This is a genomic window from Massilia sp. UBA6681, from assembly GCF_002454935.1.
GTDB classification, from domain to species: Bacteria; Pseudomonadota; Gammaproteobacteria; order Burkholderiales; family Burkholderiaceae_D; genus Telluria; species Telluria varians.
In genome coordinates, this window is record NZ_DKJX01000003.1 from 36,364 (window position 1) to 56,256 (window position 19,893).

Annotated in this window: 11 protein-coding genes and 2 tRNA genes; 8 read left to right on the top strand and 5 right to left on the bottom strand. The window is 65.6% G+C overall.

The window, feature by feature from the left end; translation table 11 throughout:
- The first annotated feature begins 111 nt into the window (after positions 1 to 111).
- The 5 genes from lon to B2R83_RS00820 all read left to right on the top strand — a co-directional run bounded on the left by lon (position 112) and on the right by B2R83_RS00820 (position 5,425).
- The gene (lon, locus tag B2R83_RS00800; protein WP_292037762.1) at positions 112 to 2,523 is read left to right on the top strand and encodes an endopeptidase La; all 2,412 of its coding nucleotides are present in this window, start codon (positions 112 to 114) and stop codon (positions 2,521 to 2,523) included.
- Between the two features lie 145 nt (positions 2,524 to 2,668).
- Positions 2,669 to 2,986: an HU family DNA-binding protein gene (locus B2R83_RS00805; protein ID WP_161783926.1), complete on the top strand. Its 318-nt coding sequence runs from the start codon at positions 2,669 to 2,671 to the stop codon at positions 2,984 to 2,986.
- A gap of 65 nt (positions 2,987 to 3,051) precedes the next feature.
- Positions 3,052 to 3,128, top strand: a tRNA-Asp gene (locus B2R83_RS00810).
- Positions 3,129 to 3,147: 19 nt separating this feature from the next.
- A tRNA-Asp gene (locus tag B2R83_RS00815) sits at positions 3,148 to 3,224 on the top strand.
- A gap of 278 nt (positions 3,225 to 3,502) precedes the next feature.
- A complete protein-coding gene (locus B2R83_RS00820; protein WP_292037764.1) occupies positions 3,503 to 5,425 on the top strand; it encodes a SurA N-terminal domain-containing protein in 1,923 nt (640 codons plus the stop codon).
- Positions 5,426 to 5,676: 251 nt separating this feature from the next.
- Here B2R83_RS00820 and mnmH read toward each other — a convergent pair whose 3' ends face one another.
- Together mnmH and B2R83_RS00830 are read right to left on the bottom strand one after the other, a co-directional pair.
- Entirely contained in the window at positions 5,677 to 6,732 is a 1,056-nt protein-coding gene (gene mnmH, locus B2R83_RS00825; protein WP_292037765.1) for a tRNA 2-selenouridine(34) synthase MnmH, read from the bottom strand.
- The gene (locus B2R83_RS00830) at positions 6,732 to 7,355 is read right to left on the bottom strand and encodes an arylesterase (protein WP_292037766.1); all 624 of its coding nucleotides are present in this window, start codon (positions 7,353 to 7,355) and stop codon (positions 6,732 to 6,734) included. Before B2R83_RS00830 ends, mnmH begins: the two co-directional genes overlap by 1 nt.
- Before the next feature lie 31 nt (positions 7,356 to 7,386).
- Between B2R83_RS00830 and B2R83_RS00835 the strand changes: the two genes are divergently transcribed.
- A complete protein-coding gene (locus B2R83_RS00835; RefSeq protein WP_292037775.1) occupies positions 7,387 to 8,079 on the top strand; it encodes an ABC transporter ATP-binding protein in 693 nt (230 codons plus the stop codon).
- A gap of 106 nt (positions 8,080 to 8,185) precedes the next feature.
- On the opposite strand, the gene B2R83_RS00840 is transcribed toward B2R83_RS00835, so the two are convergent.
- Positions 8,186 to 9,688: an NAD(P)H-hydrate dehydratase gene (locus B2R83_RS00840; RefSeq protein ID WP_292037768.1), complete on the bottom strand. Its 1,503-nt coding sequence runs from the start codon at positions 9,686 to 9,688 to the stop codon at positions 8,186 to 8,188.
- A gap of 87 nt (positions 9,689 to 9,775) precedes the next feature.
- Here B2R83_RS00840 and B2R83_RS00845 point away from each other — a divergent pair, with 87 nt between their 5' ends.
- A complete protein-coding gene (locus tag B2R83_RS00845) occupies positions 9,776 to 13,375 on the top strand; it encodes a hydantoinase B/oxoprolinase family protein (RefSeq protein ID WP_292037769.1) in 3,600 nt (1,199 codons plus the stop codon).
- A 21-nt stretch (positions 13,376 to 13,396) separates the two neighbouring features.
- Here B2R83_RS00845 and B2R83_RS00850 read toward each other — a convergent pair whose 3' ends face one another.
- Complete coding sequence (locus B2R83_RS00850) at positions 13,397 to 13,849, bottom strand: hypothetical protein (protein WP_292037770.1); 453 nt, start codon at positions 13,847 to 13,849, stop codon at positions 13,397 to 13,399.
- A gap of 97 nt (positions 13,850 to 13,946) precedes the next feature.
- A complete protein-coding gene (locus tag B2R83_RS00855; protein ID WP_292037771.1) occupies positions 13,947 to 15,575 on the bottom strand; it encodes a tetratricopeptide repeat protein in 1,629 nt (542 codons plus the stop codon).
- A gap of 202 nt (positions 15,576 to 15,777) precedes the next feature.
- On the opposite strand from B2R83_RS00855, the gene purL reads away from it, so the two are divergent.
- Positions 15,778 to 19,803, top strand: a complete 4,026-nt coding sequence (gene purL, locus B2R83_RS00860; RefSeq protein ID WP_292037772.1) for a phosphoribosylformylglycinamidine synthase — start codon at positions 15,778 to 15,780, stop codon at positions 19,801 to 19,803.
- Positions 19,804 to 19,893 lie beyond the last annotated feature (90 nt).

The window sequence follows — 19,893 nt, forward strand, 5'->3', positions numbered from 1 at the left end:
ATATTTTCTAAACATTGATATTCTTTTACTCGTAGAAAATATATTCGCGGTGGTCTTGAGATTTGCGCTGCGAGTGCCCAAGTTCAGCAACACGTTTCTATAAGGTATGCCATGACAACTTCGAAATTAACCGAGCAAACGACGCTGCCTCTCCTGCCGCTGCGCGACGTGGTCGTGTTCCCGCATATGGTGATACCTCTGTTCGTCGGCCGTCCGAAATCGATCAAGGCCCTGGAAGCCGCGATGGAGCAGGGCAAGAGCATCATGCTGGCTGCCCAGAAAGCCGCCGCCAAGGACGAACCTTCCGCCGCAGACATCTACGAGATCGGCTGCGTGGCCAATATTCTGCAAATGCTGAAACTCCCCGACGGCACCGTGAAGGTGCTGGTCGAGGGCGCCCAGCGCGCGCGCATCGATCACATCACCGATGGCGCCACCCACTTTACCGCCGAGCTGACCCCGGTCGCTTCGGAAATCGGCGACGACTCCGAAGTCGAGGCGATGCGCCGCGCCATCGTCCAGCAGTTCGACCAGTACGTCAAACTCAACAAGAAGATCCCGCCCGAGATCCTGGCCTCGCTGGCAGGCATCGACGACGCCGGCCGCCTGGCCGACACCGTTGCCGCGCACCTGCCGCTCAAGCTCGAGCAGAAGCAGGTCATCCTGGAAATCTTCAACGTCGCCAAGCGCCTCGAGCACCTGCTCGGCCAGCTGGAAGGCGAACTGGACATCCTGCAGGTCGAGAAGCGCATTCGCGGCCGCGTCAAGCGCCAGATGGAAAAGTCGCAGCGCGAGTACTACCTGAACGAACAGGTCAAGGCGATCCAGAAGGAACTGGGTGAAGGCGAAGAGGGCGCTGACATCGAAGAGCTGGAGAAGAAGGTCATCGCCGCCAAGATGCCGAAAGAGGCACTGGAAAAGGCGCAGGCCGAGATCAAGAAGCTCAAGCTGATGTCGCCGATGTCGGCCGAAGCCACGGTCGTGCGCAACTACATCGACACGCTGGTCGGCCTGCCGTGGAAGAAGAAGTCGAAGGTCACCATCGACCTCGAGAAGGCCCAGCAGGTGCTGGAAGCCGATCACTACGGCCTCGACAAGATCAAGGAACGCATCCTCGAGTACCTCGCGGTGCAGCAGCGCGTCGACAAGCTGAAGGCGCCGATCCTGTGCTTCGTCGGTCCTCCGGGCGTGGGTAAAACCTCGCTGGGCGAATCGATCGCCCGCGCCACCAACCGCAAGTACGTGCGCATGGCACTGGGCGGCGTGCGCGATGAGGCCGAGATCCGCGGCCACCGCCGTACCTACATCGGCTCGATGCCGGGCAAGGTGCTGCAGTCGCTGTCCAAGGTTGGCGTGAGGAACCCCTTGTTCCTGCTCGACGAAATCGACAAGATGGGCGCGGACTTCCGCGGCGATCCGTCCTCGGCCCTGCTCGAGGTGCTGGACCCGGCGCAGAACCACACCTTCAGCGACCACTACGTCGAAGTCGACTTCGACCTGTCGGACGTGATGTTCGTGGCCACCTCGAACTCCTTCAACATCCCGCCGGCGCTGCTGGACCGGATGGAAGTGATCCGCCTGTCGGGTTACACCGAGGACGAGAAGACCAGCATCGCGCAGCGCTACCTGCTGCCGAAGCAGATCAAGAACAACGGCCTGAAGGAAGGCGAGATCAAGGTCGAGGAATCGGCGATCCGCGACATCATCCGCTATTACACCCGTGAAGCGGGCGTGCGTTCGCTCGAGCGCGAGATCTCGAAGATCTGCCGCAAGGTCGTCAAGATGCTGCTCCTCACCAAGGCCGAGAAGAAGATCACGGTGGGCGCCAAGAACCTGGACAAGTTCCTGGGCGTGCGCCGCTACGACTTCGGCGTGGCCGAGAAGGAAAACCAGATCGGCCAGGTGGTCGGCCTGGCCTGGACCGAGGTGGGCGGCGACCTCCTGACCATCGAAGCCGTCAACGTGCCGGGCAAGGGCGCGATCATCCGCACCGGTACCCTGGGCGACGTGATGAAGGAGTCGATCGAGGCGGCGCGCACGGTGGTTCGTTCGCGTGCCCAGCGCTTCGGCATCAAGGCCGAAGCGTTCGAGAAGACCGACATCCACATCCACGTGCCGGAAGGCGCGACGCCGAAGGATGGTCCGTCGGCCGGTATCGGCATGACGACGGCGCTGGTCTCGGCCTTCACCGGCATCCCGGTGCGCGCCGACGTGGCGATGACCGGTGAGATCACGCTGCGCGGCGAAGTCCTGCCGATCGGCGGCCTGAAGGAGAAGCTGCTGGCGGCGCATCGCGGCGGCATCAAGACGGTCCTGATCCCCGAGCAGAACGTGAAGGACCTGGCCGAGATTCCGGACAACGTCAAGAACAAGCTCGAGATCGTGCCGGTGCGCTGGATCGAGAAGGTCCTGGAAGTTGCGCTGGAGCGCCAGCCGGAAGCGCTGGCGGACGTGGCGGCGGCACCGGTGGCCGTCACCCCGAGCGCGGCTGCGGAAGGCTCGACCGAGGTGGTCAAGCACTGATCGCTCGATCTGAACGATGAGACAGGCGCCTGCGGGCGCCTGTTTTTTTTGTGCGGAACGTGCGATATGGGAACAAGCGGTGCTATTCACCACGGATGTTGCTTGACAGACCAATGTTGCCCTTGTTTAATACCGGCTTGCACTTTTGCAGGAAGGCGCCCCGGCGTCCAACGTATACACGAGGGTTAGAGTGAACAAGACAGAACTGATCGAAGAAATCGCGAAGTCCGCGGACATTACCAAGGCCTCGGCGACGCGTGCTCTCGACGCCATGATCGGAGCCGTGACCGAGTCCCTGAAGAAGAACGACAGCGTCACGCTGGTCGGCTTCGGCACCTTCACCGTGGGCGAACGCGCTGCCCGCACTGGCCGCGATCCGCGCACCAAGGAACCGATCAAGATTGCAGCTGCAAAGGTTCCGAAATTTAAGGCTGGTAAAGCTCTGAAAGATGCTGTAAACTAATGCCTTCTCTGCGGTGACACGCAGAGGCACTACCTGCAAAGGTAATGCGATGTCGTGTTTTTGTTGGAGCGGTAGTTCAGTTGGTTAGAATACCGGCCTGTCACGCCGGGGGTCGCGGGTTCGAGCCCCGTCCGCTCCGCCAACATTCACCACATTAGTCTGGAGCGGTAGTTCAGTTGGTTAGAATACCGGCCTGTCACGCCGGGGGTCGCGGGTTCGAGCCCCGTCCGCTCCGCCAGAATTCAGTATTGCCCGAGGTGTCCGACGATGCCGAGGGAGACAAGAAGGGGCGAACGCGAGTTCGCCTTTTTTTTTAACTTGTGCTGTGAAGAACCTATCCCAGTGGGTGGGGGGGAGCAGATGCCGATGCATGGCAAGCGCGGGCAAGGCGCGAGGAGGCCACATGGCTCGCCATGCAACGACGAGCAACGCCGCCCCCGCTTGCCAGGCGCGGCAGCAGCGACTCCCGCCTACTGGGATAGGTTCTAGAGCATTATCAACCTTGAATGGCTGACCATGTTTGATTTTGTCCGTAACAACAAGCGCGTGATGCAGGGCCTGCTGCTCGTCCTGATCGTGCCTTCGTTCGTGTTAGTCGGTGTCGAGAGCTACCAGGACCGTGGCGACGCCGCTGCCGGCGTGGCGACCGTGGCCGGCCAGAAGGTCACCCAGCAGGAATGGGAAGAAGCCCAGCGCCGCCAGATCGACCAGGCGCGCCAGATGATGGGCCCGCAGTTCGACCAGAAGATGTTCGAGACGCCGGAAGCCAAGCAGGCGATCCTGAACAACCTGGTGGCCGAACGCGCCATCAACGCCGAGCTCGCGCGCAGCCACATGACCGTGGGCGACGCCGCGCTGGCCAGGAAGATCGGCGAGTACCAGCAGTTCCGCAAGCCGGACGGCAGCTTCGACATGGAGCAGTACAAGCAAGCGCTGGCAGCCCAGGGCATGACCCCGGCGATGTTCGACCAGCGCCTGCGCCGCGACCTGACTCTGGAGCAGCTGACCGGCTCGATCCAGGGCACCGCATTCGCGCCGCGTTCGGTGAGCGAGCGCCTGTCGAGCATCAGCGACCAGGAACGCGAAGTCCAGGAAATGCTGTTCCCGGTCGCGCAGTACCTGCCGCAGGTGAAGGTCACCGACGCGATGGTCAAGGCCTACTACGACAAGAACGCCCAGCTGTTCACTATCCCCGAGCAGGTGAAGGCCGAGTACGTCGTGTTCGACGCCGCCGCGGTCGAGAGCCAGGTGCAGGTCAGCGATGCCGAAGTCAGCGACTACTACAACAAGAACCTCAAGAGCTACACCACGCCGGAACAGCGTACCGCGAGCCACATCCTGATCAACGCCAGCCGCGACGCCAAGCCGGCCGAGCAGGCTGCAGCGAAGGCCAAGGCCGAGGCGGTACTGCTTGAAGTGCGCAAGAACCCGGCGAACTTCGCCGAGATCGCCAAGGCGCAGTCGCAGGACCAGGGCTCGGCCCAGGCCGGCGGCGACCTCGGCGTGGTCGAGAAGGGCACGTTCGTGAAGCCGGTGGAAGACGCGATCTATGCGCTCAAGGAAGGCGAAGTGAGCGGCGTGGTGCAGTCGGAGTTCGGCTACCACATCATCAAGCTCACCTCGCTCAAGCCGGCCGCACAGAAGCCGCTCGAAGCCGCGAAGGATGACATCGCCGCCGACCTGAAGAAGCAGAAGATGTCGAAGCGTTATTCGGAAATGGCCGAGACCTTCACCAACATGGTCTACGAGCAGTCGGAGAGCCTGAAGCCGGTGGCCGACAAGCTGGGCCTGAAGATCCAGACCGTCGACGGCCTGACCCGCAAGCCGAATCCGCAGCTGGGCGAGGGCCCGTTCAACAACGAGAAGTTCCTGGCCGCACTGTTCGGTACCGACTCCGTCAAGAACAAGCGCAACACCGAAGCCGTGGAAGTGTCGCCGAGCGTGCTGATCTCGGGCCGCGTGGTCGAGTTCAAGCCGGCTACCAAGCGCCCGCTGCTTGAAGTCGACGCCATGATTCGCCAGCGCGTCACGCTGGAAGAAGCATCGCGCCTGGCCAAAGCCGCCGGCGAGCAGAAGCTGGCCGCCGCCAAGGCGTCGGGCGATGCGACCGGTTTCGGCGCGCCACAAGTCGTGACCCGCACCAAGGAACCGACCATCAACACCACGGCTGCAATCGCGGTGCTGAAGGCGGATGCGACCAAGCTGCCGGCCTACGTCGGCGTGGAGATTCCGGGCCAGGGCTACGGCGTCTACCGCATCAACAAGGTGTCGCAGCCGGCCAACCCGGACGTGAACCGCCGCAAGCAGGAAGCGCAGCAGATCTCGGGCCTGGTGGGCCAGGCAGAGCTGTTCAACTATGTCGAGGCGCTCAAGGCCAAGGCCAAGGCCAAGGTCAATGTGAACGCGTCGCAGCTGGGCGCCAAGCCGGAAGGCGAGTGATCGCGGTTGACAGGTAGGATGCAAAAAAGCCCGGCTGTGTGAGCAGCCGGGCTTTTTGTTTTTGCGCGTCGAACTAAGCAGGAGCTTCGGTCATTCAGCTGTCATAGAACGTCATTCCGGCGAAGGCCGGAATCCAATTCCCACGAAGAGTGAGAACGCACGCGCTTGTGGCCATGCATGCAAAATTGGATCCCGGCCTGCGCCGGGATGACGACTCTACTGCTACGGATGGAAATGCGTGGAGCGAGTTATCAGGCAGCGTGCAGGCGCCGTGCCGCCGCCACGAAATCTTGCTCGGCAATGTCGTTCAACTCCACCACCTCCGCCTTCGGAAACTGAACGAAATTCCGGTCGATCGAGCGCAGGTAGGCCGGATCGTAGTGCTCCACCAGCAGCTGGTCCACCAGCTCGGCCATCGCGCCGCTGTTGGCCATGTCGCGCCAGGCCTTGATCTTGTCGTTCCCGTGCAGCTGCACCAGGTGGGCGAGCTGCCCGGTGAGCGCGTCCGGGTTCTTGCAGAAGTGCTCGTAGTCTTCCATCAGGAGCCGCACCCGGTTCTCGCGCGACAGCGAGAGCGAGATGCAGGGCGAGGCGCGCATGCCTGCCATGACTGCGTCCGGCACGCGCAGGTTGCCGACCTTCTTGCTCTCGGATTCCACGAACACGGGCTTGGCTGGATCGAAGTGCCGCAGCTTGTCCCAGACCTGGCTCTCGAACATCTTCTGGCTCGGCTGCGGCTCGTCCGGCAGGTGGCCCAGCACCGAGCCGCGGTGCGCCGCCAGCTTCTCCAGGTCGAGCACCTGCGCGCCGATGCGGTCGAGGGTCTCCAGCAGGCGGCTCTTGCCGCTGCCCGTGGTGCCGCACACGACACGGAAATCCAGGTGCGGCGGGTTCTCCAGCGCGCTTGCCACGTGCGCGCGGTAGGCCTTGTAGCCGCCATCGAGCTGCACTACCGGCCAGCCGATCTTGGCCAGGATGTGCGCCATCGAGCCGCTGCGGTTGCCGCCGCGCCAGCAGTACACCAGCGGCTTCCAGTCGCGCGGCTTGTCCGCCCACAGGGCCTCGATATGGCGCGCGATGTTGGCGGCCACCAGCGGCGCGCCCACCTTCTTCGCTTCGAAGGCGCCGACCTGCTTGTACAGGGTGCCGACGCGCACGCGCTGCTCGTCGTCGAGCACCGGCGCATTGATCGCGCCGGGGATGCGGTCGAGCGCATATTCCGACTCGCTGCGCGCGTCGATGATGGCGTCGAAGGTATCGAGTTCGGGAAGGATGTCGGCGAAGTTCAGGACGGCTGGGTATTTCATTATTTTTTCACGAGTGGCGCGAACTGCGGCCAGATGTTGTTCAGGATGATGGGGTGGGCGGCAGCGGTCGGGTGCATGCGGTCCTGCTGGAACAGGGACGGCTTGTCGGCCACGCCGTCCAGCATGAAGGGCACCAGCGGCGATTTGGTGTCGCTTGAAATCTTCTTGAACATGTTAAAAAAGCTTTCGGTGTAGGCGCGCCCATAGTTCGGCGGCATGCGCATCCCCACCAGCATCACCTTCGCATTTTTCTTTTGCGCCATGTCGACCATGGCGCGCAGGTTGCCTTCGGCCGAGGCCACGGGCAGGCCGCGCAGGCCGTCGTTGGCGCCCAGTTCGATCACGACGATGTTCGGCTTGTGCTGGTCGAGCAGCGCCGGCAGGCGGGTACGTCCGCCGATCGTGGTCTCGCCGCTGATGCTGGCGTTGACGACCTTGGCCGGGATGTTTTCGGCCTTGAGCTTTTGTTCAAGCAGGGCGACCCAGCCGGCGCCGCGCGCGATGCCGTACTCGGCCGAGAGGCTGTCGCCCAACACGAGGATGGTTTTTGGTGCAGAATAGGCGCTGCCCGACGCGGCCAGCGTCACGATGAAGACGAGAAACTTTTTAAGAATGGCTAGCATGCGTGATAACCCCGAGGTGTTCAAGAATGGTATGACGGCCGACGCTGCAGCGCCAGGCCGGCCTGCGGCAATCGCGGTCAGCGGCCTGTCGAAGCGGGTGGCGGATGCCAACGGCGAACTCACCATCCTGCAAAACATCGATTTTACCGTGCAACCGGCCGAGACGCTCGCGCTCGTCGGCGCCTCCGGCTCGGGCAAGTCGACCTTGCTGGGCCTGCTTGCCGGCCTGGATACGCCATCGAGCGGCAAGGTCCTGCTCGACGGCACCGACATCTTCGCGCTCGACGAGGATGGGCGCGCCGCCTTCCGCAAGGCCAAGCTGGGCTTCGTGTTCCAGTCTTTCCAGTTGCTGGCCCACCTGAATGCCGTGGAAAACGTGATGTTGCCGCTGGAACTGCGTGGCGACAATGATGCCCGCGCCAAAGCCGAGGCCATGCTGGGACGCGTGGGCCTGTCCAGCCGCTTGCGCCACTATCCCAAGTACCTGTCGGGCGGCGAGCAGCAGCGCGTGGCCCTGGCCCGTGCCTTTGTCACCGAACCGCCGCTGCTGTTCGCCGACGAGCCGACCGGCAGCCTGGACGCCGCCACCGGCGAAGCGATCATTCAGTTGATGTTCGAACTGAACCGCGAGCGCGGCTCGACCCTGGTGCTGGTGACGCACGATCCGGCCATGGCCGCGCGCTGCGGCCGCACGCTGACAATCGCGGCAGGCCAATTAGCTTGAACCGGTAGGGTGGTCGGCTTGCCGACCGCGCGTTCAAGAAGAGAACGAACAGAAGTAGCGTCGATTCTCGCATGGTTTGAACGCGCGGACGGCGGAGCCGTCCACCCTACGTAACGCCAGCTTTCTCGGCCACCAGCAGGTTCAGCACGGCACGTGCCGCGGCCGGCAGCTCGCCGGCAGTCATGCCGATCGGACCAACCCCGTGCGCGACCAGCAGGTCCGCCGCGGTGCCGTGGATCCAGGCGCTACCCGCCGCCGCTTCCCATGCCGGCCAGCCCTGCGCCAGCAGCGCACCGCAGATCCCCGCCAGCACGTCGCCGCTGCCGGCCGTCGCCAGGCCGGCGTTGCCAGTGGGGTTGATGAAAATCGTCCCATCCGGGCGCGCGATCACCGAGCCCGAACCCTTGAGGATCACCGCCGCATTGCTGCGCACAGCGATCTCGCGTGCGGCCGCCAAGCGGTCGGCCTGGATGCCGGGCGCCATCATGCCGAGCAGGCGCGCGGCCTCCAAAGGGTGAGGCGTGAGCACGGCCGGGCTGCTTCTTTGTGCCAGGCGTTTCAACAGGTCGGGACTGGCGCCGATCAGGGTGATCGCATCGGCATCGATCACCAGCGGGCTGTCGCTGTCGAGGGCCCTGGCCAGCAGGCGCATCGCGCTGGCCGAGCCGCCCATGCCGGGGCCGATCACCAGCGTGCGTTTGTCGAACTCGAACTCGTCGGCCAGCCGGAACATGATCTCGGGCTGCACGCTGTCGTAGCCCGGCCCGGGATCGATCATCGCAACAAAGGTCCGGCCGGCGCCGGCGAACAGGGCGCCGCGCGCGGCCAGCACCGGGGCGCCGGCCATGCCGTGGGCGCCGCCGATGACGGCGACGTCGCCGAAGCTGCCCTTGTGGGTGTTGTGGCGGCGGCCGGACAGGTGCTGCGCAAAGCTGTCGGCCGACCCGAGGCGGGCGGCGGGCGCCGGGAGCAGATTTGGTGCGACGCCGAGCGGCTCTACCCGCACCTGGCCCGCATGGTCGCGCCCATCGGCCGTGTGCAGGCCCGGCTTGTCGCCCAGGAAGGTGATGGTGTGAGTCGCCCGGACTGCGATGCCGTCGGGGCCGATCACGGCGCCGGTGTCGGCATCCAGTCCGCTCGGCACGTCCAGCGCCAGGATCGGGCAGCGCACATCGTCGAGCGAGGCCACCAGCGCACGGTACTCGCCCTCGATCGGACGCGTCAGGCCGATGCCGAACAGGCCGTCCACGACCAGGCCCCACTGCGCACCAGGGGGCAGCATGTCGATGAAGCCGACCGTGCCGTCGCGTGCGCGTTCATGCGCGCTCGCCGCCTCGTCCGAGGTCTCGCGCTGGCCGGGCGGGTAGAGCACGGTCGCATCGACGCCTGCGTCGGCAAGGACGGCCGCCATCTCCAGCGCATCGCCGCCGTTGTTGCCGGGGCCGGCCAGCAGCAAGACGGGCAGGTCGCGCTTGTCGCCCAGCAGTTCCAGCGCATACTTCGCGGCCGCTTCGCCGGCACGGCGCATCAAGGTTCCAGGTTCGAGCTCCGCATAGGCGGCCCGTTCGATCTCGCGCAGCTGCGCGACGGTGTACAGGGGATTGTCCATGATCCTATTGTCATGCATTTTGGCCAAAACAGTCGCGCGCCCGGACTACAATAGGCGTTTTGGATCGCGTGGCAAGGGAGGTTGTACATGGACTGGCAGTTCTGGATCGATCGCGGCGGCACCTTCACCGACATCGTGGCGCGCAGGCCCGACGGCCAGCTGCTCACCCACAAGCTGCTGTCCGAGAACCCCGAACAGTACCGCGACGCAGCCGTGGCCGGCATCCGCCACCTGCTGGGCGTAGCGAAGGACGAGGCGGTGCCGGTCGCGCAGGTGGAGGCGGTCAAGATGGGCACGACCGTCGCCACCAATGCGCTGCTGGAGCGCAAGGGCGAACCGACGGTGCTGGCGATCACCCGGGGTTTTCGCGACGCCTTGCGCATCGCCTACCAGAACCGGCCGCGCCTGTTCGACCGCCACATCGTGCTGCCCGAGCTGCTGTACGCGGAGGTCATTGAAATCGACGAGCGCATGGGTGCGCACGGCGAGACCGTGCAGCCGTTGGACGAAGTTGCCACCCGGGCCGCGCTGCAGCAGGCCTTTGACCGCGGACTGCGCTCGATCGCCATCGTGTTCATCCACGGCTACCGCTACACGGAGCATGAAGCAGCGACGGCGCGCATCGCGCGCGAGATCGGCTACACGCAAATCTCGGTATCGCACGAGGTCAGCCCCCTGATGAAGCTGGTGGCGCGCGGCGACACCACCGTGGTCGACGCCTACCTGTCGCCCATCCTGCGCCGCTACGTGGACCAGGTTGCCGGCGAGCTGCCGGGCGTGAACCTGCAGTTCATGCAGTCGAGCGGCGGTTTGACCGATGCGCGCGCCTTCCAGGGCAAGGACAGCATCCTGTCGGGACCTGCCGGCGGCATCGTCGGCATGGTGCGCGCGAGCCAAGCGGCCGGTTTCGAGCGCGTCATCGGCTTCGACATGGGCGGCACCTCGACCGACGTTTCGCATTTCTCGGGCGAGTTCGAGCGCGTGTTCGAGACCCAGGTCGCCGGCGTGCGCATGCGCGCGCCGATGATGAGCATTCACACGGTGGCCGCGGGCGGCGGTTCGATCCTGCATTTCGACGGCACCCGCTACCGCGTCGGCCCCGACAGCGCCGGCGCCAACCCGGGGCCGGCCAGCTACCGCCGCGGCGGGCCCTTGGCGGTCACCGACTGCAACCTCATGCTCGGCAAGATTCAGCCGCGCCACTTCCCGCGCCTGTTCGGCAAGGGCGGCGACGAAGCGCTCGACCTGGACGCCGTGCGTGCAGGCTTCGCCGCGCTGGCGGAGCAAATCGGGCACGCGACGGGCGACAAGCCCGCGCCGGAAGCGGTGGCCGAGGGCTTCATCCAGATCGCGGTCGGCAACATGGCCAACGCCATCAAGCAGATCTCGGTGCAGCGCGGCCACGACGTGACGGAATATGCGCTGACCAGCTTCGGCGGCGCCGGCGGCCAGCATGCCTGCCTGGTGGCCGACGCGCTCGGCATGAAGACGGTGTTCATCCATGCGCTGGCGGGCGTTCTGTCGGCGTACGGCATGGGCCTTGCCGACCAGACCGCGATGCGCGAGCAGGCGGTCGAGCTGCGTCTGCGGGACGCCGGCGTCGACGCCCTGGCGCTGCGCCTGGCCGCGCTAGGCGCTGGTGCCCGCGACCAGCTGCTGGGGCAGAGCGTGGCGCCCGGCCGCATCGAACTGGTGCAGCGGGTGCACCTGCGCTACGAAGGCACGGACTCGGCCATCGTCGTGCCTTTTGGTGAGACCGATGCCATGCAGGCCGCCTTCGAGGAAGCTTACAAGCGCCGCTATTCCTTCCTGATGCCCTCGCGCGCCCTGGTGGTGGAGGCGGTTTCGGTGGAAGCCATCGGGCGCTCGGACGCGCCCGCCGAGGCGATTGCGGCGGCCGGTTCGAACGGCGCGCAGCCGGCGCCGGGCGAAGTGGTGCGCATGTTCAGCGGCGGCGCCTGGGTTGATACCGGCGTGTTCCTGCGGGATGCTATTCGAGCAGGCGACATCGTGCGCGGCCCCGCGATCATCGCCGAAGCGAATGCGACGACGGTAGTGGAGCCGGGCTGGCAGGCCCAGGTCACGCCGCACAATCACCTCGTGCTGCGCCGGGTGGAGGCGCTGCCGGAACGGCGCGCGATCGGCACCACGGCCGATCCGGTCATGCTCGAAATCTTCAATAACCTGTTCATGTCGATTGCCGAGCAGATGGGCCTGCGCCTGCAGAATACGGCGTACTCGGTGAATATCAAGGAGCGCCTCGATTTCAGCTGCGCGATCTTCGATGCCGAGGGCAACCTGGTCGCCAACGCCCCGCACATGCCGGTGCACCTGGGCTCGATGGGCGAGAGCATAAAGACCGTGATGCGCAAGAACGCCGGCCGCATGAAGGCAGGCGACGTCTACGTGCTGAACGACCCCTACAACGGCGGCACGCACCTGCCGGACGTCACGGTGATCTCGCCGGTGTTCGATGAAGCGGGCAACGAGATCCTGTTCTACGTCGGCTCGCGCGGCCACCACGCCGACATCGGCGGCACCACGCCGGGTTCGATGCCGCCGGATTCAAGCCACATCGAGCAGGAGGGCGTCCTGATCGACAACTTCAAGCTGGTCGACGGCGCGGACGGGGTGCTGCGCGAAGAGGAAGCGCGTGCGCTGTTGACGGGCGCGCGCTACCCGGCGCGCAATCCCGACCAGAACATGGCCGACCTGCGCGCCCAGGTGGCGGCGAACCAGAAGGGCGTCGAGGAGCTGCACAAGATGGTGGGCTACTATGGGCTCGATGTCGTGCGCGCCTATATGGGCCACGTGCAGGACAACGCCGAGGAAGCCGTGCGCCGTGTAATCTCGGCGCTGAAGGATGGCCAGTACAGCTACGATCTCGACAACGGCGCCCGCATCGAGGTCGCGATCCGCGTCGACCGCGCCAGCCGCAGCGCCGAGATCGACTTCACCGGCACCTCCGGCCAACTGCCCAACAACTTCAATGCGCCATCAAGCGTGTGCATGGCGGCGGTGCTGTACGTATTCCGCACCCTGGTCGACGACGAGATTCCGTTGAATGCCGGCTGTCTGAAACCGCTGAAGGTGATCATCCCGCCGGGCTCGATGCTCAATCCCCACTATCCGGCCTCGGTGGTCTCGGGGAACGTCGAGACCTCCACTTGCATCACCAACGCGCTGTACGGCGCCCTGGGCGTGATGGCCGCAAGCCAGGGCACGATGAACAACTTCACCTTCGGCAACGCGCGCTACCAGTACTACGAGACCATCTCGGGCGGCTCCGGCGCGGGCGAAGGCTTCATTGGCACCGACGTGGTGCAGACCAACATGACCAACTCGCGGCTGACCGATCCGGAGATCCTGGAGTTCCGCTTCCCGGTGCGGCTGGAGAGCTACGAGATCCGGCACGGCTCCGGTGGGGCAGGGCGCTGGCATGGCGGCAATGGCGGCACCCGCAAAGTGCGCTTCCTGGAGCCGATGACGGCGGCAATCCTGTCGAACAACCGCATCCATGCGCCCTTCGGCATGGCCGGCGGCGCACCGGGCGAGCGCGGGCGCAATACCGTGCTGCGGGCCGACGGGACGGTCGAGACCCTGGGTCACATCGGCAAGGTCGGGATGGAGCCGGGCGACCTGTTCGTGATCGAGACGCCCGGCGGCGGAGGCTATGGCGCTCCATAGCGCCTGAGGCGTACTTTCTCTTCAGGGACCGGTCCGGCGCGGCTTCCTGGTGTATGTTTCCGGAGGCGGCATAGCGATGGTATCGCGCCAGAACTGGTCGAAGCTGCCACACAAGGCGGGATGCTCTTCTCGGTTCCGTGCGGCGCAATTCACCATGGATGGGCCGATCGAATCCGAGATGAGGCCGTCAACGACGACGCCCTTCTCGAACCTGGCAATCGAGTGCAGCTCGGTGCCGTTCAGCGCTGCGTCTTCCGCCAGCCAGGCATAGGCGCATCCGCTGAAGTCTTTCGCCAGGCGCTTGGGGTAGAGAACCAGCAAGGGCAAGGGCGTGTTCTCTTCGCCGCTGACCACGCTGTCCTCCGGGACCGGGATGGTCGGGCAAGTCCGGGACTCCCCGATGCGCTCGACGACGCGGCATTCTGCCTGGCTGGAGATCGCCAGCACGAGGACGATCAGTTTGCTAACTCGCATAGGCTTCCAGTTCACCCAACGGTTCCCTCGGTTCGTCACACGGTCCGCGTGCCGGCCTGATGCGTCCGGCTTTGGGCAGCCTGACAGCGGCGAACATTCAGGTCGACATACCGTACTTGCGCCTGGCCTGCTGAAGCTCTTCCGTGAGGGCCGCCAGGCGCGGATGCCCCGCATCCATCGCCCGCAAGCGCTCGATCTGCTCGCTCGCCACTTCGCCGAGCGCATGATCCCAGCCCAGCTCGTTCACCTGGCGCAGGATCCCGCCAGCCACCGCCACCATCACCTGCAGGTTGCCAGGCGCCATGTGCAGCGCCTCCAACAGGGTCTGCACCGCGCCGCGCACGTCGCCCATGTTGCGCTTCTCGTCCGCCACGCCGAGCAGGATTTGCGCCTGGGCGCGCAGCTGCTGGCCCATGCCGTCGGCCAGGTCCGGGCGGCCCGCGCGCACGAACACGTTCATCGCCTGGTCCACGGTCACCTGGCTGGAAGCGTCGCCCATCACGCTCATCATGACGTTCGAGGCCTGCTCGTCCATCTGGTGTTCCAGGCAGGCCTGCGCCAGGCCGATCTTCAGGTTCGGCGACAGTCCGCTGCTGGTGCGCGCCGCGCTGACGGCGTTCGAGAGTTCGGCCACGGCGGCGCTGACCTTGCCCATCTTTTCCAGGAGCAGGGCGCTCGAATAGGCCTTGCAGGCATCGACGTTGGCGTTGCCGCGCATCGAGCGCTCCAGGTCGCGGATCACGCCGCCGGCGCCTGCGACGTCGCCGCGCGTGACCATTGCCCTGACCAGGTTGACGTGGTCTTCGGGATTGCGAAATTCCGAGTAGCGCGCCTTGCTCACCACCTGCTTGAAGGATTTCTCCGCGGCCTCGGCATCGCCGTTCTCGAGCGCGACTTCGCCCAGTTTACGCAGGCGGCGCACCATGTGCGGGGAGATCGACACGGCTTCTTCCAGCACTTTCTGGGCATCGAGGCTGCTGCCCAGCTGCTCGTGGCAGCGCGCCAGCAGGTCGTAGGCCGCCATCAGGCGCGGATTGGCCTGCACCAGCGCCGCCAGCGTATCGCGCGCATCTTCCACCTGGCCTTGCGCGAGCATGGTGCGCGCCAGGCCAAGGCCGGCCCAGCCCAGCGGGCGCTCGGCCAGCACGTCGCGGTAGATCGCCCCGGCCTGGGCGTGTTCGCCGCTGGCGACGTGCAGCTCGGCCTTCAGGCGCAGGAAGTCGAGCGCATAGCGCGGGCTGGCAATCGCCGCGGTGGCGCAGGCGCGGATGGCCTCCACCGGTTTACCCTGCGCGGCCAATTGCCAGACCGGGAGCAGGGCGGTGCGGCGCTCCAGCGCGCGCTTGATGCGGGTGCTCAGCATGTCCACCGTGAAGGGCTTGAGCACGTAGTCGGTCGGGGTCAGTTCGGCGGCGCTGACCACCTTGTCGTACACGCCTTCCGAGGTGAGCATGATGAAGATGGTCGATGCCGTGATCAGGCGGTGGTGGCGCAGGTCTTCCAGCAGCTGCTGGCCGTCCTGGCCGTCGCCTTGGGGGCCGCCCAGGTCGTACTCGCACAGGATGATGTCGTAGCCGCGCTTGGTGAGCTGCTTGATCGCGGTGCCGGCATTGACCGCCGACTCGATCCTGGTGATCCCAGCCTGGTTCAGCATGTTCTGCAGGCTGCCGCGCATGCCCTGGTTGGGGTCGACGATCAATACCGTGAGGTTGGCGTTCTCTTGCATCTCGCTTCCGTTCCTGTGCGGTGCCCATGCACCTTGTTTTAATTATGATGTGCTTACAATACCGATAAGTTCCTGCAGGATCAAGAAATGTCCGTTCTACAAGGTTTGGACTGGTAGGAATGCAACGCTGCTTGGTGACCCTGTATAATAGCGGGCTATCTTCCACCCAAGCAGCGACGCTGCATCAACCAACTTCTCAGCCATGTTGATTCTGCCGGGTTCCAACGCCCTGTCCGCCTTCCGTAGCCAACGCCTCCTGTCGCAACTCCAAGCCGTCGCACCATCGATTGCCGCAGTCCAGGCCCGCTTCTATCACTTCATCGACGCCAGCGCGCAGCTAGGCGTCGAAGACACCGAGCGCCTGTCGGCCATGCTCACCTATGGCGAGCCTGCGGCGCAGACGCTGTACGAGGGCGTGACTGAGGAGTTCTTCGTCATCCCGCGCCTGGGCACGATTTCGCCGTGGGCCTCGAAGGCCACCGACATCGCCCACAACTGCGGCATGCAGCACGTGCACCGCATCGAGCGCGGCGTCGGCTATACCGTCGTGCTCAAGGGCGGCATCCTCGGCACCGGCATTGGCGCGCCGAAGAAGCTGGCGGAGAATGAAGTGGCCGCCGTCGCCGCGCTGCTGCACGACCGCATGACCGAGACCGTGCTGCGCAGCGCCGATGAGGCGCAGCGCCTGTTCGACGAACTCGAAGGCCGGCCGCTCGAGACCGTGGACGTGATCGGGCAGGGCCGCGACGCGCTGGTGCGCGCCAACCTTGAATTGGGCCTGGCGATGTCGGTCGACGAGATCGACTACCTGCACGACGCTTTTACCCGCGCGCAGCGCAACCCGACCGACGTCGAGCTGATGATGTTCGCCCAGGCGAACAGCGAACACTGCCGCCACAAGATCTTCAACGCCGACTGGATCATCGACGGCGTCAAGCAGGACAAGTCGCTGTTCGGCATGATCAAGAACACCCACCAGCTGAACCCGCGCGGCACCGTGGTCGCCTACAGCGACAACTCCTCGATCATCGAGGGCGCCAGCGTGACCCGCTTCTTCCCGCGCCTCGGACAGGAATACGGTGCGTCAACGGAGCTGACCCACATCCTGATGAAGGTCGAAACCCACAATCACCCGACCGCGATCTCGCCGTTCCCGGGCGCCTCCACCGGCGCCGGCGGCGAGATTCGCGACGAGGGCGCGACCGGTCGCGGCGCCAAGCCGAAGGCCGGCCTGACCGGCTTCACGGTGTCGAACCTGTTGCTGCCGGATGCCCAGCGTCCATGGGAGAACGCGAGCGACGTCACCGCCGGCGAAAACGGCCGCGTGGACACGGTCTACGGCAAGCCGGAGCGCATCGCTTCGCCGCTGCAGATCATGATCGATGGCCCGATCGGCGGCGCCGCCTTCAGCAACGAGTTCGGCCGTCCGGTGCTGGGCGGTTACTTCCGTTCCTACGAGCAGAACGTGGGCGCGGCCGGCAACGTGTACGGGTACCACAAGCCGATCATGATCGCCGGCGGCATCGGCAACATCGCAGCAGAACACACCCACAAGGACGAGATCCCGGTCGGCAGCCTCCTGATCCAGCTGGGCGGCCCGGGCATGCGCATCGGTATGGGCGGCTCGGCCGCGTCCTCGATGGCGACCGGCACCAATACCGCCGACCTGGACTTCGACTCGGTCCAGCGCGGCAACCCGGAAATGGAACGCCGGGCCCAGGAAGTCATCAACGGCTGCTGGCAGATGGGCGCGGACAACCCGATCATCTCGATCCACGACGTCGGCGCCGGCGGCCTGTCGAACGCCTTCCCGGAAATCGTCAACGACGCCAAGCGCGGCGCGCTGTTCGACCTGCGCAAGGTGCCTCTCGAAGAGAGTGGTATGGCGCCGAAGGAAATTTGGTCAAACGAGTCGCAGGAGCGATATGTGTTGGCGATTTCGCCAATGGACCTTGATAAATTTGCATCGCTGTGCGAGCGCGAGCGCTGCCCCTACGCGGTCGTCGGCACCGCCACCGAAGAGCGCCAGCTGCGCGTGATCGACCCGCAGGCTGGTAATAGCCCGGTCGACATGCCGATGGACGTCCTGCTCGGCAAGCCGCCCAAGATGCTGCGCGACGTCGAGCACGTGAAATACGACTTCCCGGCGATCGACCTGACCGGCATCGCGCTCGAGGAAGCGGCGCGCCGGGTCCTCTTGAACCCGACCGTGGCCGACAAGTCCTTCCTGATCACCATCGGCGACCGTAGCGTGGGCGGCATGACCGTGCGCGACCAGATGGTCGGCCCGTGGCAGGTGCCGGTAGCCGACTGCGCGGTCACCGCCATGTCCTATGAAGGCTTCGTGGGCGAAGCGATGGCGATGGGCGAGCGTACCCCGCTGGCCGTGATCGACGCCGCCGCCTCGGGCCGCATGGCCGTGGGCGAGGCGATCACCAACATCGCCGCCGCCGCGATCGACCAGATCGGCGACATCAAGCTGTCGGCCAACTGGATGGCGGCCTGCGGCCAGCCGGGCCAGGACGCCGCGCTGTTCGACACCGTCAAGGCGGTCGGCATGGAGCTGTGCCCGGCGCTGGGCGTGTCGATCCCGGTCGGCAAGGATTCGCTGTCGATGCGCACTACCTGGAACGACGAGGGCGCCAACAAATCGGTGATTTCGCCGGTGTCCCTGATCGTGTCGTCCTTCGCATCGGTCCCGGACGTGCGCCGTTCGCTGACCCCGCAGCTGCGCACGGATCTGGGCGACACCGCCCTGGTGCTGGTCGACCTCGGCCGTGGCAAGAACCGCCTGGGTGCATCAAGCCTGGCGCAGGTGTTCCAGCAGATCGGCGACAGCGTCCCGGACGTGGATTCGGCCGACGACCTGAAGGCCTTCTTCAATGCCGTGCAGCGCCTCAACAAGGAAGGCAAGCTGCTGGCCTACCACGACCGTTCGGACGGCGGCCTGTTCGCGACGCTCTGCGAGATGGCCTTCGCCGGCCGCGCCGGCGTGTCGGTCAACCTCGACATCCTGACCATGGAAGGCGAGCACGCTTCCGACTGGGGCGACGCCAAGAACTGGACCACGCAGGTCGGCGAGCGCCGCAACGAGATGACCCTGCGCGCGCTGTTCAGCGAAGAGCTGGGCGCGGTGCTGCAGGTGCGCGCGGAGGACAAGCAGGCCGTGATGGCGGTGCTGCGGGAACTCGGCCTGGGCGCTTGCAGCCACATCATCGGCAAGCTGAACGACCGCGGCGTGATCGAGTTTACCCGCGACGCCAAGCTCATCTACAGCGAGAAGCGGAGCGTCCTGCACCGCCTGTGGAGCGAGACCAGCTGGCGCATCGCGCGCCTGCGCGACAACCCGGACTGCGCCGACCAGGAATACGAGCGCCTGCTGGACGAAAGCGATCCGGGCCTGTCGCCGAAGCTGACCTTCGACCTGAGCGACAACGTGGCCGCGCCCTTCATTGCGACGGGCGTGCGTCCGCGCGTGGCGATCCTGCGCGAGCAGGGCGTGAACTCGCACATCGAGACCGCCTGGGTCATGCACCAGGCCGGCTTTGCCGCCGTCGACGTGCACATGAGCGACCTGATCGCGGGCCGTGCCAGGCTGGCGAACTTCCACGGCGTGATCGCCGTCGGCGGCTTCTCGTATGGCGACGTGCTGGGCGCGGGCGAGGGCTGGGCCAAGACCATCCTGTTCAACCCGCAGCTGTCGGATCAGTTCGCCGCCTTCTTCGCGCGCCAGGACACTTTCGGCCTGGGCGTGTGCAACGGCTGCCAGATGCTGAGCAACCTGAAATCGATCATCCCGGGCGCGCAGGCGTGGCCGAAATTCACCCGCAACAAGTCGGAGCAGTTCGAAGCGCGCTTCGGCATGGTCGAGGTGCTGGACTCGCCGTCGATCTTCTTCGACGGCATGGCCGGCACCCATGCGCCGCTGGCGATCGCCCACGGCGAAGGCTTTGCCGACTTCTCGCTGACCGGCGACGTCAATGCAGTGGTGAAGTCGCTGCGCTACGTCGACAACCGCGGCCAGGCGACCGAAACCTATCCGTTCAACCCGAACGGGTCGCCGGGCGGCCTGACCGCGGTCACCACCGAGGACGGCCGCTTCACCGCGATGATGCCGCACGCCGAGCGCGTGTTCCGCACCGCCGTGCACTCGTGGGCGCCGGAAGGCTGGCCGGACGAGTCGCCGTGGATGCGCATGTTCCGCAACGCGCGCAAGTGGGTCGGCTGATCGGCTGAGCCCACGACGAAGAGCGCCTCCGCGGAGGCGCTTTTTTCATGGTGGAGCGGGTCAGGTCGCCCAGACTGGCTGGTCCGGCGT